The sequence below is a fragment of the Nocardiopsis sp. CA-288880 genome, from assembly GCF_050955985.1.
GTDB classification, from domain to species: Bacteria; Actinomycetota; Actinomycetes; order Streptosporangiales; family Streptosporangiaceae; genus Nocardiopsis; species Nocardiopsis tropica.
In genome coordinates, this window is record NZ_CP192105.1 from 3651008 (window position 1) to 3664852 (window position 13845).

The 13845-nt window shown below is 68.4% G+C and carries 21 protein-coding genes; 17 read left to right on the forward strand and 4 right to left on the reverse strand.

The window, feature by feature from the left end; translation table 11 throughout:
- Positions 1–169 precede the first annotated feature (169 nt).
- The 14 genes from ACQPYD_RS15775 (at position 170) to ACQPYD_RS15840 (ending at position 10118) form a co-directional block, all read left to right on the forward strand.
- A complete protein-coding gene (locus ACQPYD_RS15775) occupies positions 170–373 on the forward strand; it encodes a hypothetical protein (protein ID WP_433701728.1) in 204 nt (67 codons plus the stop codon).
- Positions 370–591, forward strand: a complete 222-nt coding sequence (locus ACQPYD_RS15780) for a hypothetical protein (protein ID WP_433701729.1) — start codon at positions 370–372, stop codon at positions 589–591. Before ACQPYD_RS15775 ends, ACQPYD_RS15780 begins: the two co-directional genes overlap by 4 nt.
- Before the next feature lie 76 nt (positions 592–667).
- Entirely contained in the window at positions 668–991 is a 324-nt protein-coding gene (locus ACQPYD_RS15785; RefSeq protein WP_433701730.1) for a hypothetical protein, read from the forward strand.
- 26 nt (positions 992–1017) lie between these two features.
- The gene (locus ACQPYD_RS15790) at positions 1018–1605 is read left to right on the forward strand and encodes an NUDIX hydrolase (protein WP_433701731.1); all 588 of its coding nucleotides are present in this window, start codon (positions 1018–1020) and stop codon (positions 1603–1605) included.
- A gap of 14 nt (positions 1606–1619) precedes the next feature.
- Positions 1620–1790 carry a hypothetical protein gene (locus tag ACQPYD_RS15795; RefSeq protein WP_344175704.1) on the forward strand — a complete coding sequence of 57 codons (171 nt, stop codon included), beginning with the start codon at positions 1620–1622 and terminating at the stop codon, positions 1788–1790.
- A gap of 82 nt (positions 1791–1872) precedes the next feature.
- Complete coding sequence (locus ACQPYD_RS15800; RefSeq protein ID WP_402921211.1) at positions 1873–2118, forward strand: hypothetical protein; 246 nt, start codon at positions 1873–1875, stop codon at positions 2116–2118.
- A 697-nt stretch (positions 2119–2815) separates the two neighbouring features.
- Positions 2816–3757, forward strand: coding sequence for a hypothetical protein (locus ACQPYD_RS15805; RefSeq protein WP_433701732.1), 942 nt, complete (start codon positions 2816–2818; stop codon positions 3755–3757).
- Positions 3758–3786: 29 nt separating this feature from the next.
- Positions 3787–5760 (forward strand): hypothetical protein, encoded by a 1974-nt coding sequence (locus tag ACQPYD_RS15810; RefSeq protein WP_433701733.1) that lies wholly within the window; start codon positions 3787–3789, stop codon positions 5758–5760.
- A gap of 207 nt (positions 5761–5967) precedes the next feature.
- Positions 5968–6150 (forward strand): type II toxin-antitoxin system Phd/YefM family antitoxin, encoded by a 183-nt coding sequence (locus ACQPYD_RS15815; RefSeq protein WP_433701734.1) that lies wholly within the window; start codon positions 5968–5970, stop codon positions 6148–6150.
- Between the two features lie 65 nt (positions 6151–6215).
- Positions 6216–7595: a hypothetical protein gene (locus ACQPYD_RS15820; RefSeq protein ID WP_433701735.1), complete on the forward strand. Its 1380-nt coding sequence runs from the start codon at positions 6216–6218 to the stop codon at positions 7593–7595.
- A 99-nt stretch (positions 7596–7694) separates the two neighbouring features.
- Positions 7695–8375, forward strand: coding sequence for a GIY-YIG nuclease family protein (locus ACQPYD_RS15825; protein ID WP_433701736.1), 681 nt, complete (start codon positions 7695–7697; stop codon positions 8373–8375).
- 176 nt (positions 8376–8551) lie between these two features.
- Positions 8552–9313 carry a metal-dependent hydrolase gene (locus ACQPYD_RS15830; protein ID WP_433701737.1) on the forward strand — a complete coding sequence of 254 codons (762 nt, stop codon included), beginning with the start codon at positions 8552–8554 and terminating at the stop codon, positions 9311–9313.
- 133 nt (positions 9314–9446) lie between these two features.
- Positions 9447–9650 (forward strand): hypothetical protein, encoded by a 204-nt coding sequence (locus ACQPYD_RS15835; protein WP_433701738.1) that lies wholly within the window; start codon positions 9447–9449, stop codon positions 9648–9650.
- A 21-nt stretch (positions 9651–9671) separates the two neighbouring features.
- The gene (locus ACQPYD_RS15840; protein WP_433701739.1) at positions 9672–10118 is read left to right on the forward strand and encodes an N-acetyltransferase family protein; all 447 of its coding nucleotides are present in this window, start codon (positions 9672–9674) and stop codon (positions 10116–10118) included.
- Here the strand turns inward: ACQPYD_RS15840 and ACQPYD_RS15845 are convergent.
- Positions 10103–10588, reverse strand: coding sequence for a hypothetical protein (locus tag ACQPYD_RS15845; RefSeq protein ID WP_433701740.1), 486 nt, complete (start codon positions 10586–10588; stop codon positions 10103–10105). The genes ACQPYD_RS15840 and ACQPYD_RS15845 overlap by 16 nt on opposite strands.
- A 110-nt stretch (positions 10589–10698) precedes the next feature.
- On the opposite strand from ACQPYD_RS15845, the gene ACQPYD_RS15850 reads away from it, so the two are divergent.
- Positions 10699–10971, forward strand: a complete 273-nt coding sequence (locus ACQPYD_RS15850; protein WP_433701741.1) for a hypothetical protein — start codon at positions 10699–10701, stop codon at positions 10969–10971.
- A gap of 82 nt (positions 10972–11053) precedes the next feature.
- Here ACQPYD_RS15850 and ACQPYD_RS15855 read toward each other — a convergent pair whose 3' ends face one another.
- From ACQPYD_RS15855 to ACQPYD_RS15865, 3 genes are all read right to left on the reverse strand, one after another.
- On the reverse strand, positions 11054–11785 hold the full coding sequence (locus tag ACQPYD_RS15855; RefSeq protein WP_433701742.1) for a hypothetical protein: 732 nt from the start codon (positions 11783–11785) through the stop codon (positions 11054–11056).
- 81 nt (positions 11786–11866) lie between these two features.
- On the reverse strand, positions 11867–12772 hold the full coding sequence (locus tag ACQPYD_RS15860) for a hypothetical protein (protein ID WP_433701743.1): 906 nt from the start codon (positions 12770–12772) through the stop codon (positions 11867–11869).
- 329 nt (positions 12773–13101) lie between these two features.
- On the reverse strand, positions 13102–13293 hold the full coding sequence (locus ACQPYD_RS15865; RefSeq protein ID WP_433701744.1) for a hypothetical protein: 192 nt from the start codon (positions 13291–13293) through the stop codon (positions 13102–13104).
- 120 nt (positions 13294–13413) lie between these two features.
- On the opposite strand from ACQPYD_RS15865, the gene ACQPYD_RS15870 reads away from it, so the two are divergent.
- Positions 13414–13596, forward strand: coding sequence for a hypothetical protein (locus ACQPYD_RS15870; protein WP_433701745.1), 183 nt, complete (start codon positions 13414–13416; stop codon positions 13594–13596).
- 23 nt (positions 13597–13619) lie between these two features.
- Positions 13620–13817 carry a hypothetical protein gene (locus tag ACQPYD_RS15875; protein WP_433701746.1) on the forward strand — a complete coding sequence of 66 codons (198 nt, stop codon included), beginning with the start codon at positions 13620–13622 and terminating at the stop codon, positions 13815–13817.
- Positions 13818–13845 lie beyond the last annotated feature (28 nt).

Genomic DNA, 13845 nt, shown 5'->3' on the forward strand with positions numbered 1-13845 from the left:
CATGTAGGCCCCCGTGGAGCGCAGCGGACCCCCGCTCGCCCGTGTAGGCCACACCAGATCCACTCCAGATGGAGCGGGTCTGACCCCAGAACTGAAGAAGCCCCCGAGGTGGTCTCGAACACCACCTCAGGGGCTACCCGATCACCTGATCTGAGCAGGAGTCGAGCTTGTGAACAGCATATCCTTCGACGCCCCTGGCGTCTCCCCCGCGCTTGAGGCTTTTCGCCTCGCGCTTTTCTCCCTCTCCCCCGTCGAGGTGTGCGCGCTTGTCGCCCTCGCCATCGCCTTCGTCGTCACCCTCGCGACCTTCCGCCGCCCGGTGGTCACCCTGAACGAGCGCGCGGTCGCCGAGGTCGAGGAGGCCCGGCGATGAGGTACACGTACATCCTCACGATGCAGTTCGCCATGGGCGGCATGGACCACATCGTTGCTGAGGCCACGGGCGTCATCACCCTCGCTTCTGGGTCGAGCCGATACGAGGCCTTCCAGCAGCTCCGCGCGGACATGGTCGCGGACGCCCGTAGCAAGGGCCTGCCGTTCACGGGGCAGCCGACCACCGTCTTCTTCTCGCTGGAACCCGACGCCCTGTAGTCGTGCTCTCCCTCTGCCGCCCGGCACGACCCGGGCGGCTCGGGGACCAGCACGACCACACGAGAAGGAGCTCAGCATGACCGCCACCACCGTTGACAGCTACATCCGATCTGTCGAGATCGCCATCCGCAACAGCGAGAACTCCTGGGCCTGGGAGGCCACGCCCCACATCCCCGAGGACGACCTGGAGATCTCCGACGCCGCCGTCGCACTCTCCGCCTACCTGGAGGTCGCGGAGACCGGCCCCGGCGGGGCCATCTCGCTCCCCGACGGGCAGGCCCTGACCTGGCACCACCTCGACGGCTGGGGGCTGCGCGACCAGTACGGGATCAGCACGAGGATGCGCCTGGCTGCGGGTTCGTCGCCCCGCCAGGTCGCACGCGCCGCCGCCCGGTACTGATCCACCTCACCTCAGAAGGAGCTCTCATGAAGCAGTGCGATGGAAATTCGGTCGGCGTCGTCCTCCGCGACAGCGACGGCCGCATCCTGATGATCACCCGCAACCTCGCCCCGTCCGGCGTCGCCCCGATCGCGGGTCACGTCACCGACGAGATCCCGACCCTCACCCACCTCGGTGCCGCCGTCGTCGAGACGCAGGAAGAGGTCGGCCTGACGGTGTGGCCGGAGGATCTGGCACTCATCTACGCCCGCGCCATCGAGAACAGGTGCCGCCGCATCCCCGCCGCGTCGCTGGGCCACGAGTGGATGGTGTTCGGCGCCACGAAGTGGACGGGCGAGCTGACCCCGTCCGAGCGCGAGACGCGCGGTGCCGACTGGTACACGGCCGAGGAGATCCAGGCCCTCGCGGAGCGGACCGTGGCCTACGCGCACGGGTACGTGACCGAGGCGGAGTGGCAGGCGTCCCCGGGTCTGGAGCCGGTGTGGGTGGACATCTTCGAGACCATCCCGAAGCGGGTCAGCCTCTGGTCTGACATGACGGACACGATCGTCAAGCTCCCGTACTCGGACGTGGCGGCTGTTCAGAAGCTCTACATGGCGGAGGTCGCGTCGTGATCCGCGGATGCCTGATGCAACTCATCACCTGGGGATTCATCGTCGCCGTCATCCTCTGGATCCTCCGCCACCCGGAATCGGTAGCGGGACTCGCCGGAGCAGCGATCGGCCTAGTCGTTGACGGCGGGGACGCGATCGGCACCCTGGTCACCGCTCTGACCGCCGAGGTCGACGGCCTCATCTGACACGCCGAAGGCCCGCCCAGAACGACCAAGGACCGGGCGGGCCACGCCCCCACTGCCTGCAAGACGAGAGGAGGACTCTCCCATGATGACACGCCACCCGGAGGGTCCCATGCGCATCCTCGCGCTCCTCGTCTACACCTGCACCGCCGCATGGGTCACCTGGATCCACCGGGACACCCCCTGGGCGGTCATCCACATCACCGGAGCGATCGCGGGCCTGTGCGCCACGGGACTCGCGGTCAGCTACGCGGGGGCTCTCGGTGAGATCACCCCCGACGACGCACCTGACGAAGCTGAGGACTACATGAGGGAGGGCTGGGATGACTGAGTCTCCCGACACCACGAAGGAGCAGGCCTCCCCCGCGCCGGCGCCTGCTGTTGAGACGCCTGCGGAGAAGACCCCGAAGGAGGCCAAGGAGAAGAAGGAGTCGGGCTTTCCCGTCGGTCAGGCCGCCGTCGGTGGCCTGGGGGCCGTGACGCTCGGCTCCTACGCGCTCGCGTCCGTGGTCGGCCCCGTGGGGTGGCTGGCTGCTCCGGCTGCGGCTGGTGTCGCTGGCGTGGGGTACGTCGCGTACCGCCACAGCAAGAAGCGCGGGAAGCGCGGCGGTCGTCGCTCGGAGCGTCGCCCTCGCACGATCCGCCGCGCCCCGGGCGGGAGGCTCCGGATGGGGTCACCGAGCCTGCCCGGTGGGCGTGGGCGCGCCTCTTCGCCGTCGGCTGCACGAGCGGGTGGCGTCGGTTCTCCGGGCCGCGGTAGGCCGGGTGGGCTCGGTGGGGCGTCGGCGCTCAAGGGTGCCGGGCCGAAGTCGGGCTCGTCGGGCCGCTCATCCCGTGGGACTTCTCCTCGCGGCGGGGGTCTTCGCGGCTCCTCCCCTCGGAGTTCGTCTCCTCGCGGCGGCTCCGCCCCGCGCGGCGGTGGCCTGTTCGGTCGCCGCTCCCCCGGGGCCACCTCGTCGAAGCGCAAGACCATACCCCCGACCGGCGGCTTCGGGAAGTCGAAGCCGCCCCGCACCTCTGGAGGCAGCATGTCGAAGACCAGGTGGGGCGGCTCGTCCGGCCCCACCGCCAAGCCCGCAGGTCGACTCAAGCGCGCCGGCCGCGCCGCGGGTGCCTGGGCGGACCGCAAGACCGGACAGCGAGCCTCCAGCGCGTTCAAGGCTGCCCGCAAGGAGAAGGGCTTCCGTGCCCGCTCCAAGGCCGCCAGCAAGGCCATCCGTAAGAAGGGCGGCGGCAAGCTCACCTCCGGGATCGTCGGCGTCATCGTCGCCGCATGGGCCGGGCTCGCTTCCCTCTTCGGAGGATCCAAGAAGAAGACGCCCACCGGTAAGCACGCCGCAGACACCGCAGCCCCCTCGGACACCCCGGCTGCCCGGTACGCCCGCGACGGCTACAAGCTCGGCCCCGAGGTGCCCGGAGCGCCCGGATCCTTCTACGCCGACCCGACCGACACCCGGCCCGGCTACGTCGACCCCCGGGGCGGGGCTGCTTGGCCCGGCTACACCACCACCGAGTACGACGCCAACGTCGACCCCCGGTCGTGGGACGAACGCGTGGCCGCTGGCGACGTGCCCGGCTTCAGTCCCAACACCACCAAGACCAGCAGCACACCCACAGGAGGAAACACCATGGCTGGACTGCCCGCCGCTGCTATCGCCACCGACATGGCCGGCGCCATGACCCGCTACGAGCCCGCTGACGCCTACCAGGTGCTGCGGGACGCCCGTCAGTGGCCGGAAGTTTTCGTGCAGACCGGACACGCCGTGAAGGCCTACGCGGATGGGCTGGAGACCGCGCGTTTCCCGCTGAATCCGGCGATTGTCGCGAAGATTCGCGAGGTGTTCGAGGCGCTCGGGTCCGTGTACGACCTCGCCGAGGAGATCGAGCCGCTGATGCGCAAGGCGCACGCCGCTGACATTGCCCGCCAGGAGGCTCGTCGCGGCGACGAGTCCAAGTGGAACGTCCCCTAAACCACCCCTGATCTGAGAGGAGACCCCCGATGGCCACCTGGTCACTCGCCACCGACAGCGTCGGAGGCAACGCCATCACGGCCGCTGTCGGTGTGGCCGCTACCACCGCAGCCATGGACGCGCTCGGCCTGCACCCCATCGCCGGAGTGGGCATCGCCGCTGTCGGGGCCCTCTCCTCCCTCGTGACCGGCGGCATGGCCCCACCGGAACGGGTCATGGCGACGTTGGGCAGGTGGGCTGGTGTCGGCGGGTGGATGACGTGGGCGCTCGCCGGCGACCCGTGGTCCGCGCTCGGCATCGGGGCGCTCGTGGGCGGGTCCGTGCTCGGAGCGTCCATGGGCCCGTGGCTGAAGCGGCGCTCCGCCGTGCCCGACGGGGCGCGTGCGGGGGGTCTGGTGCTCGGGTCCACCGCGAAGGAGACCGCGGAGTGGCAGCAGCGGATCATCGACCGCGGCGGCCAGCAGTTCCACGGGATCGTCGTGGAGGCCGTCACGAAGTGGGAGAACGGGCTGGGGGTGGACGTGCGGGTGTGCCTGCCCAAGGCCGGCGCGACCGTCGACCAGCTCCGCTACCTCGCCCCCGGCCTGGCTGCCGACGCGAATCTCCCCCACGGCTGCTCGATCGAGGTGATCGAGCCGGAGGGTGAGGGTCAGCGCACCGTCATTCTGCGGGTCCCCACCCAGGTCATGACGTCCCTCGACGAAGGCCACCCGCTGTGGGAGGAACAGCGGTCCATCCTCGACGGCGTACCGATCGGCGCCCACCCCAACGGCGACACCGCCGAAGGGCCAATGCGTGAGGAGTCGTGGCTGGTCGTCGGCAAGAAGGGCGCTGGCAAGACCACGTTGCTGTGGGGCATCACCGCGACCGTGGGCATGTGCTCCGACGCGCTCGTCTGGCACATCGACCTCAACGGCGGCGGGATGACGCAGCCGTGGGTGGACGTGTGGCTCGACGGGCGAGTGCAGCGCTGCCCGATCGACTGGGCCGCCCCGAGCGTCGACGAGGCGATCCGCATGGTGACCGCCGCGGTGAAGATCGCGAAGCACCGCAAGATCGCGTACCGGAAGCGGAAGAAGGAGCACAACACCAACCTCCTCCCTGTCGGTGCGGACCTGCCGGAGATCGTGATCATCCTCGACGAGGGCGCGGAGGCCATGGCCGCGGCAGGGAGGGGGCAGGTTGTGGAGCTCGCGACGAAGCTGGAGGAGATTCAGCGGATCGCGAGGAACGAGGCCGTGAACCTCGTCCTCAGCGTCCTTCGTGGCACCGGAGACCTGGTTCCCGCCGCGATGTCCACCCAGACCGGCGTGGGGATCTGCATGAAGGTCCGCCAGCAGAAGGAGATCGCCGCGGTCTTCGAGGCGGCGTGGGAGCTCAAGCTGAAGCCGGAGCACCTGACGGCGAAGGGCTCCGGGTGGATCAGTGTCGACGGCGCCCTGCCGACCCGCTACCAGGGGTGGAACATTCTCCCCGACGACATGGAGCAGGCGGCGCTGCGGATCGCCCAGGTGCGCCCGGATCTGGATGAGGCGTCCGCGGGTGTGGCCGGCGACGACTACGCGACCCGCTACGAGCGGATGCGCCAGTTGTTCACCGAGGACGCGGAGATCGTCGAGGACGAGCCTGTGTCGGCCGCGGCGTCCGGGACGTGGACGTCTGGGTGGGGTTCGTTCGGCAACACTGCCTCCCCCGCGCCGGAGCCCGCCGGTCCCGCCCTGGTCGCTGGCGACGACGGCATCGAGGACGCGGAGATCGTGGAGGACACCCCGATCGACGACATCCTCGTGGGTGCCCTGCGGGTGATGGCGGACGCCGGGTCGGACCGGGCGACCCGCTCTCAGCTCGCGGAGCGGCTCACGGGCGGGGACGAGGACGTCCTGCGGTCGCGGATGACGGCTGCGGGGGCGTGCCCGGTGCACTCGCTGAAGGTCGACGGGCGGGACGCGCGGGGTTGGTATCGGCGTGACATCGAGGCTGCTTTGAGCGTGACGGCGGCGTGACGGCTGCCGTCACAGCCGTGACGGTGTCACTGGCCGTCACCCTCTGACCTGCGGTGACACCGTGACGGCGCCGTCACGGGGTGGGGGTCTGGCTGTTCTGGGGCCCCGGGGAGGGGGTGTGGACGGGGTGACGTCACAGGTGTCACACCTCCCTTTCCCTTCTGTACATCACGTTCATGTTGTACGACAATCGGGTAGACTTGAGGCATGACAGAAGACCCTCAAGTCGTGCAGAGCGGATGGGCCCGACAGCACTTCCGCGACCTGCTCGACGACGCCCACAAGGGAGTCAACACAGCAATCCACCGATACAACAAGCCCATCGCGGTGATCGTCTCGGCCGACTGGTTCGAGCGCGCACAGAGGGCTCTGAACAACTCCGAGAAGTAGAAGAGTGGCCCGCCCCTCAAGTCCTGGCAGACCAAGGCGAGCCACCCACCCAGAAGGGCAACACCATGTTCGCAGATGTCATTGCTGATCCGGCCGCGGAGGGCCTGTCCATCCCCTGGTGGGCGTGGCTGGCCATCGCGGTTGCTGTCGTCGGCGCCACCTGGTGGGTCATCTCCCGCCTGCGCGGCTCCAGTCTCGCCGGAGGATTCCACACCGCCCGCGACGTCGTTGCTGGTCACACGCGACGCCTCCTTATGAAGCGCACCACCGCCTCCCCTGCGCCTCCTCCCGGGCACACCCCCGAGGCCTCCGCTGCGCCGCCCGCCCCCACGGGGGAGGCGCCCCCGCCTCCCATCGCGGAGCAGCCCGCCGCCAAGGAGGAGGCGTCCCGCCCCCCTGCCGCCCCCGCTGAGGAGGCGGCCGTGGACGACGCACCCCCGTGGCTCATGAAGGCGCTCGTCGCCATCGCCTCGGTGCCGACCCTGCTCGCTCTGCCGCTGGCTGCCTGGTCGGTCGCTCAGGTGCTACCCGTCCCCGATGTGGTGGCGCTCCCCATTGGTGTGCTGTTCGACGTGGCCATGGTCGCGTCGGTCCTCATCGCCCTGCTGGCGCCGCGGTTCGCGCGCCCGGCCATTCAGGTCGGCTGGATCACCGCGTTTCTGGCGGCTGCCGCGATCGTCGCTCACGCTGGCCTGTCGGTCGCGGCGTTGTTCGCGGCGGCTCCGCTGGTGTCAAAGCTGCTGTGGGGCATGGTCGTGCAGATCCGCACGGAGCAGGCTCAGGCCCGGCAGAGGGAGGCGGCCCGCGCCGCTGAGGAGGCGCGTGTGGAGGCGGAGCGCCTCCAGGAGAAAGCAGTCCGGGAGGCGGAGCTGTCCACCGAGCTGACGCACGAGGAGCAGCGCAAGGTCGCGGACAAGAAGCGGCTGGCGAAGTTCAAGAAGGAGATGGCCGCCGCTGAGCTGGAGCTGGAGCTGGCCGAGTCCGAAGCGGAGCACAAGAAGGCGCTGGCGAAGATCAAGCGTTTGGGGGAGCAGCAGCGCGCGGAGGACCAGGAGGAGGCGGACGTGTACGAGCAGCGCATCCGCCTGGAGCGTCACCTGCGCACGATCCACGGGCAGGCGCCGCGGTTCGCGTTGGAGCCGGGCGTGGCTGAGGCGGAGGTCGTTGCGGAGGCTGCCCCTGCGGGGATCACGAACCGGGCCGGGTTCGGTGGCGGGTTCGGATTCACTCGCCCCCTGGACGTGAAGGCGCTGACCCCCGAAGGTGCGTCGGTGTCCTTCGAGGAGCTCCCGGAGACCCACCAGCAGCTCGTGAAGTACGTGAAGGCGGAGAAGACGGCGACGATCCGCGGCGCCTCCCGCAAGCTCGACCGTGACCCGCGCACGATCCGCCGGTGGAAGGACCGCCTGTCCGAGCTCGGGTACGAGCTGCCGATCGGCGAGTAGTGCGCCTCGGGAGGCACCCGTCCTGACCTGCGGGCGCCTCCCTTGCGCCTCCCCTCCCGCCACCCCTGGGAGGCCCCTTTGCGAACAACTGGAGATGCTGTGAACGACACCCCCTGCATTGCGACCGACGACGGCCGCCCCTGCCCACGCCCCGCAACCCTCATCGCCCCCGCCCCGCTGTGCCGCGCACACCAGATCGAGATCGCCCTCGCGGTCATTCCCGACGTCCTGCGAGACCGTCTCGGAACCGCCGTCACCGAAACCATCGTCCCGCCACCGCGCGCCGAGCTTGCCGACGCCGCGCTGCCCGTCGACAAGGACGAGCTGCCTGACGGTGTCCACGACCATGTCGTGTACTTCATCGCGAACGGCGGCCGGGTGAAGATCGGATTCACAACGAACCTGTTCGGTCGACTGCGAGCCCTGTCGTTGCGCCGCGAGAACGTGCTCGCGCTGCTGTCCGGAGGCCCGGAGCTGGAGCGGGCCCTGCATGCCCGCTTCACCTCATTCCGGCATGGCAGCAGCGAGTGGTTCGAGTTGAGCCCCGAGGTTTTCCACTACGTGGCTGCGGCGACGCAACGGAGGTCTCCTGCCGCGGCACCGTCGTCTGCAGCTTCGGTTCTCACCTCCGAGCGCCAGGAGCTGGTGGCGAAGTTCCTGGAGGAGAGCCCGGGGATGACGGGTCCGGAGATCGCGGAGCGCCTGGCGGAACACGGGTACACGGTTTCGGTTCCGACCGCTAAGCGTGACCGGGCGGCGGTGCAGAAGGTTCAGCCGTAGAGGGTGGAGCGCCCGTTGCGGCGGGCGCTCCGTTCATCTGAGCGCATCGACGAGCGGTGGGCTCAGCTGAGCGATCGACCTTTCCCGCCTTGTCCTCTTGTGGCCATCCGCCCACGCAATGTCACACGTCCGAGAGATCCTCAGGACGCGTCCCCTCCTCCCCCTTGGAGCCCCCCATGATGGGTGTCAGTCATGCTGCGACCGGTCTCTTCACCGGAGCGATGGTCGGCTACTGGATCGGCCAGAGGCCGGAGTTCATGTTCGTCTGTGCAGCCGTCGGGGCCGGCGCTGCCCTCCTGCCCGACTTGGACGAGCCGCGGTCCCGCGTAGGTCGATCGCTGGGCGCGGTCACCGAGCTCGTCTCGGGGAGGCTCCGCGAGACTTCTCGTCAGGTGTACCGGCGCACTGCCACGGAAGTGGAGCTCCGCAAGCCCCAGGACGGCGGGCACCGTCACCTCACACACACCGTGCCAGCGTGTCTGGCGTTCGGCCTGGTCGCCCTGGGGCTTTCACTGCTGCCGCTGGGGGCGGCCCTGCTGGTGCTGTCGATGTCCGCGCTGGGGCTGGGCACGGCGGTGCTGAAGCTCAAGAAGGACTGGGGGACGCAGAAGCAGCGCCGTCAGGTCGTGCTGGGGGTTTCGATCCTTTTGGCCATGTACGCGTACTGGGGGGCGGATGCTGCTCCTCCGGCGTGGCTGCTCGGGCTGACGGTATTCGTCGGCGCGCTCACGCACGTGCTGGGTGATTGGCTGACGAAGTCGGGTGTGCCGTTGGCATGGCCCTTCGTGGTCCGCGGCAAGCGTTGGTGGATGTTCCGCAGCCCGGTTGCTTTCCGCACGGAGGATCGGTCTCCGGTGGAGGCGGGAATCCGGATTGCGTCGCTGGTCGGGATCCCGCTGGTGATGCTGTTGAGCACGCCAATGCCTCCGCCGGCATGACTCGCATGCCCTCGGCCCCTGCTTCGGCGGGGGCCTTTCGTGTGACCGGTGCCACTGCGCAGAGTCCGGAATTGGACGGTCCCGTCTGCCCGACCCGAGCACGATGGGACCACCCCTACGAACGGAGCGCACCATGCACGACCACATCTACACCGGCAGGGTGTTCCGCAGCCTCTACCCGGGGTCGCGCACCTCGGTGATCGTGCGTGCCTACGACGGCGGCCCGTGGGTGTCGGTGGCCGATGTGCGGTCGCAGCGTCCGCATCGTGTGCCGGCGGTGAGCCTGCGGGCGTCCGCAGGTTCTGAGGAGCGGTGGGGGTACGCGCCCGTGGGCTGAGGTTCCAGGTACCGTGCCTCCATGCTGTTCCGCCCTGCCCTGCCTGAGGACGGCCCACACATCGCGGCCCTGGTCGCCGCCGCGGCTCCGAGCTTCGGCGCGAAGGAGTACTCCGAGGACACCGTCGCTCTGGTCGCTGTGGACGCCGGCGCGGTCGTGGGCTGGATCGAGGGTGTCCTCGACGGTGCGTACACGGGCCCTGGCGCCCCGGTGCCGCCTCCGCACGGATATGTGCTGGCCCTGGTGGTGGACGCCGGGTGGAGGCGGCAGGGGGTCGGTACGGGGCTGCTGGACGCGTTCGTAGCCGAGGCGCGGGACGTGGGCTGCCGGTGGGTGTTCCTGTTCCCGGACGAGGGCAAGGACGTGGAGGGGCGCGTCCGGTTCTTCGAGCGGGCCGGGTTCGAGGCGGTCAACGACCCCGGGGAGCAGTGGCCCGCGATGGGGAGGCGGACTCACGACGCCAGGTAGTCCAGGGCGAAGCCGAGGAAGAACAGTGGGACGGCAATCCAGCGCACCCATTTCTCGATGCCTTCTCGTGCAAGCGCAGCACCAACCCACCCGGCCAGCCTCCTGGAACTGGTGCCTAGAAGCAAAGCAACAAGGCCGGTAGCGAACAGCAATCGTGGATCATAGACCGGTGATTCGAAGCCACCTTGCCTCCACGCGAAGAATTCGAAGACGAGAGAAACCCCTGCTCCGAGAACGAACAGGGTCCACACGACGATGCGTTTGAGGCGCGGGTTTTCGCCTGCTTTCTTACTCCAAGCGATGAGCTTCTCGGACCCGATGATGTCGAGGACGATCGTCGTGCCCGCGAGGAACGCGAGTAGCTTCCCTGTGCGCGCTGCCCAGAGCACGGACATGCCGTGGATGCTGTGTTCGGTGAGTTGCTGCCCGGACCACCAGAGGGTCCAGGCGTCGGTGAGGGTGAGGTCCACGCGGGGAGCGTAGTGGTACGGGTGGGGCGTCGGGGGTGGATGTCCGGAAGCGGTCAGACCTTGCCGCCGCCGTGACCTGCTACAGACCAGGGCGGAGGGACCATGGCAACATGGAATTGAAGAAGCATGAAGTTGCCATGTGGCATGTAGACGGCGAACCTGACTTCGGCTACCCCTTCTACCGGAACATCCTGCGGAACACGACGAGCCTTCTGAATGAGGAGGCCCTAGCCGCAGAGATGACTCTCTGCGTCGAAGAACTACAGCGGGCTGCGAAAGGGAAGCAGATAGGCACGGCACGCCGAACTGAGCGTGGGGAAGCGATCGAGTTGGACATGGAGCCCCGGCTGGCTCTCGGCTACCGATTTGGGGTTGCCCACTAGGTGTCTCACACGGGCAGTGGGCAACCTAGTGAGCAACCTTGGCTGATGGGCCCGCCGGAGGTCACCCGACGGGCCCGGGGGGTTAGCCGCGCGAGATCAGCGGCACGAGCAGATCGCGCCGGTCCCGGTCGATCAGGTAGTCCACCAGGCGGCGGACGCGGTCGGGGGTCTCGTTGTGGAGGATGTTGAAGAGCGGTCGGTCCGCCTCGATCGCGGCCTGTTCCGCGGCCTCCGCGTCGGCGCGGTCTCCGAAGTGTTCCAGCGTGGACCGGGCGGCGAAGTCCATCCACGTGGAGTCGGTCTCGTGCGAGTCCAGGCGGCCAGGCATGTTCGCGCTGATGCCGACGTACAGGAGGACGTCCTCGGTGTCGTAGTAGCGGTACAGGACCGTCTCACGGCGTCGGACGCCCTTGCGCTTCTGGGAGGACTTGAGGGCGGGCCGTTTACGAACCGGGTCGGGCCTGACCTCGAAGATGCTCCCCCCGACGCCCTGCGAACCGCTGGCGAAGGTCGGGATCACCACCTCGACACGTCCGTCGTCCTTCGGTGGGGTGGTCAACCAGTACCTGAAGCCTCCTTCTTCTGGCCTCGCCGGTTCGTGGACTCGGAGGAAGCCACGGTCTTCCAGCGTCTGGAGGACCCGCTCAATGGCAGTGTCGATCTCGGCTGGCGGCTCCTCGCGGGGGCCTTCCTTGGGCGGGAGGCCGTCGAAACGGTCGGCGAGGTTGAGGGCGGCTTTGGTGGTGATCCTGTCGAGTCCGGCGTTGCAGACGAGGTCGCGCCAGCCGTCGGGGGTTTGGGGGGTAGCGTTCATGTCAGCCTTCTTCCTGGTGGTTCAGGTTGGGGGTTAGGGCTCGTCTGGTGGTGGTTCACCGGACGAGCCCGCTTCATAGGGTCAGGCCGTGTCCTTCAGTCCCAGCGGCTTCGCGAGGAACGCCGGGGTCATAATCCCCTTGTTGGCGTAGTGCAACAGGGCGAACTTGCACGCGAGGTTGTCGACGCCCTTCGGGGTGCTGCTGATGCCATCGCCCTTCAGTTGCCCTAGGGCGTCCTGTCGGGCCTTGCGATAGATGGTGGGCCGCTGCTGTTCCAGCTTCAGCATGGCCGCTCGCAGGTCGTCGGGAGAGAGGGCGTCCACAAGGTCCCATCGCCTGTTCAGCTCTGCGGCGCGTTGGCGCTGCCGCTCTTCTCGCTGCTGCTTGGCTGCTTGCTCATCGCGCGCTTGATCGCTTGCGATCGAGCCCGAGCGAGCGGAGCGAGCTCGGAAGGACTCTTCTTCTTCGGTACTTCCTACATCGGTACTTCCGTTGTCGGTCCTTCTTAAAGAGGTACCGGTTTCAGACGTACCGCTTCCTGACGTACCGGAATCAGACGTACCGGAACCGGTACCCCACGAGTCCTCTTGGTCTGCCTCAGGGTCGCCCTTGTCGTTGCCCTGATCAGCAGCGTCGTCACCGGAACCGTTGCCCGAACCCTTCCCTGAACCCTCTTGGGGGAGGTGGAAGAGGTGCATGACCGTCTCGACGCGCTTGCCGTTGTGCTTGAGCTCGCGGATCAGGTAGCCGAACTCTTCGAGCTCGGAGAACGCGGCCCGGAACGCGCGGCGTCCTTCGGCGCGTTCGCCTCGGTCCTTGCGGGCCTGACGCCACATCTGGTCTGCGTTGGTCTGCCAGCCCTTGGGGCGGGAGATGAGCTCCATGAGGACGGAGCGGGCGAGGCCGGAGAGTCGGCCGTCGCGGATCGCCTGGTTGGCGAGGATGGTGAAGTGCGCTTCGTGGCGCATCTGGTGAACCTTCAGCACGACAGGCCCCCTATGCGGGGTGCGCGCGAGGTACCATTAGCCTTAGACAAGGCCGCCTCCTGAGTCACGTTCAGGTTGGTGGTTAGAAGCCGTCTGGAGCGCCAACTCCGGGCGGCTTCGCTGTTTTCGGTTGTGCCCTCAGTCTACCTTGTGTGCACGTGCATCAAAGCGGACAAAGCCCTGCTAGCGTGGGCATCTCATACGTCCTCCGAGGAGTGTCAACCTGAGCGCTCGCGGGCCCCGCCCACACGATGGGCCCACTTCATACGTCCTCAGAGGAAACGGAAGCCCGGCCATGCGCCGGGCTTTCGTGCGTCACGGGGTAGAGATCACTCCCCCGCGTCCTGCTTCGGCGCCGGAGGCCACTCCGCGCCCGGGTACCCCAGCCACGCCTCCCACAACTGACGCGTGACCGCCGACCGGTCGGAGCCGATGGACTTCGCGCCGGCGTCGAGGGCGTCCCAGAGCTCGTCAGGGGTGTTCCTGACGCCTCGGAGCTTGTGCTTGTGCTGGTTGGCCATGACCCCATTGTGAGGGGTGGTTGACCACCTGTCCACCGGGGTGCATACTGGGGTCAGATAACGGGTGGTTAACCACCTCTGATCGGGTAAAATAAGAGCAACGACCCCCAGGAGACTCCCATGACCGCCCTTGCCCAGTGCCCGCACTGCCCGAAGATCGTCAAGACCCTCAAGGACGGCCGCATCCACTTCCACGGCCCCAAGCGCACCCCGTGCCCGGGAACGCGCCTGGACACCACGGGGTGGCGTGAGATCAGCACCCCCGACGGCCCCCTCCGCCTGGACATGCCGAAGCCCGCCTGACCCGACCGAACAAAGGAGAACTGATGACCCCGCAGGACATCCGCGACCGAGTTGCACGCATCGAAGCGAACCGCGACGACGACGAAACCGCGCACAGCATGGAGGACGACCTGTACACCGACGTGCTGAAAGCGATCGCAGGTGGAGCCCCAAACGCCACCGAGCTCGCCCGTGAAGCGCTGCGCACCGTAGACATCGACTTCGCCCGCTGGTGCGCCTGACCCCCGCACGCAAGAGGCCGCCACGGGG

What these genes read in the sequence shown, in the direction of transcription:
- ACQPYD_RS15780 (WP_433701729.1), top strand. Translation starts at nt 370, where the DNA reads ATGAGGTACACGTACATCCTCACGATGCAGTTCGCCATGGGCGGCATG.
- ACQPYD_RS15785 (WP_433701730.1), top strand. Translation starts at nt 668, where the DNA reads ATGACCGCCACCACCGTTGACAGCTACATCCGATCTGTCGAGATCGCC.
- ACQPYD_RS15790 (WP_433701731.1), top strand. Translation starts at nt 1,018, where the DNA reads ATGAAGCAGTGCGATGGAAATTCGGTCGGCGTCGTCCTCCGCGACAGC.
- ACQPYD_RS15795 (WP_344175704.1), top strand. Translation starts at nt 1,620, where the DNA reads ATGCAACTCATCACCTGGGGATTCATCGTCGCCGTCATCCTCTGGATC.
- ACQPYD_RS15800 (WP_402921211.1), top strand. Translation starts at nt 1,873, where the DNA reads ATGATGACACGCCACCCGGAGGGTCCCATGCGCATCCTCGCGCTCCTC.
- ACQPYD_RS15805 (WP_433701732.1), top strand. Translation starts at nt 2,816, where the DNA reads ATGTCGAAGACCAGGTGGGGCGGCTCGTCCGGCCCCACCGCCAAGCCC.
- ACQPYD_RS15810 (WP_433701733.1), top strand. Translation starts at nt 3,787, where the DNA reads ATGGCCACCTGGTCACTCGCCACCGACAGCGTCGGAGGCAACGCCATC.
- ACQPYD_RS15815 (WP_433701734.1), top strand. Translation starts at nt 5,968, where the DNA reads ATGACAGAAGACCCTCAAGTCGTGCAGAGCGGATGGGCCCGACAGCAC.
- ACQPYD_RS15820 (WP_433701735.1), top strand. Translation starts at nt 6,216, where the DNA reads ATGTTCGCAGATGTCATTGCTGATCCGGCCGCGGAGGGCCTGTCCATC.
- ACQPYD_RS15830 (WP_433701737.1), top strand. Translation starts at nt 8,552, where the DNA reads ATGATGGGTGTCAGTCATGCTGCGACCGGTCTCTTCACCGGAGCGATG.
- ACQPYD_RS15835 (WP_433701738.1), top strand. Translation starts at nt 9,447, where the DNA reads ATGCACGACCACATCTACACCGGCAGGGTGTTCCGCAGCCTCTACCCG.
- ACQPYD_RS15840 (WP_433701739.1), top strand. Translation starts at nt 9,672, where the DNA reads ATGCTGTTCCGCCCTGCCCTGCCTGAGGACGGCCCACACATCGCGGCC.
- ACQPYD_RS15850 (WP_433701741.1), top strand. Translation starts at nt 10,699, where the DNA reads ATGGAATTGAAGAAGCATGAAGTTGCCATGTGGCATGTAGACGGCGAA.
- ACQPYD_RS15855 (WP_433701742.1), bottom strand. Translation starts at nt 11,785, where the DNA reads ATGAACGCTACCCCCCAAACCCCCGACGGCTGGCGCGACCTCGTCTGC.
- ACQPYD_RS15865 (WP_433701744.1), bottom strand. Translation starts at nt 13,293, where the DNA reads ATGGCCAACCAGCACAAGCACAAGCTCCGAGGCGTCAGGAACACCCCT.
- ACQPYD_RS15870 (WP_433701745.1), top strand. Translation starts at nt 13,414, where the DNA reads ATGACCGCCCTTGCCCAGTGCCCGCACTGCCCGAAGATCGTCAAGACC.
- ACQPYD_RS15875 (WP_433701746.1), top strand. Translation starts at nt 13,620, where the DNA reads ATGACCCCGCAGGACATCCGCGACCGAGTTGCACGCATCGAAGCGAAC.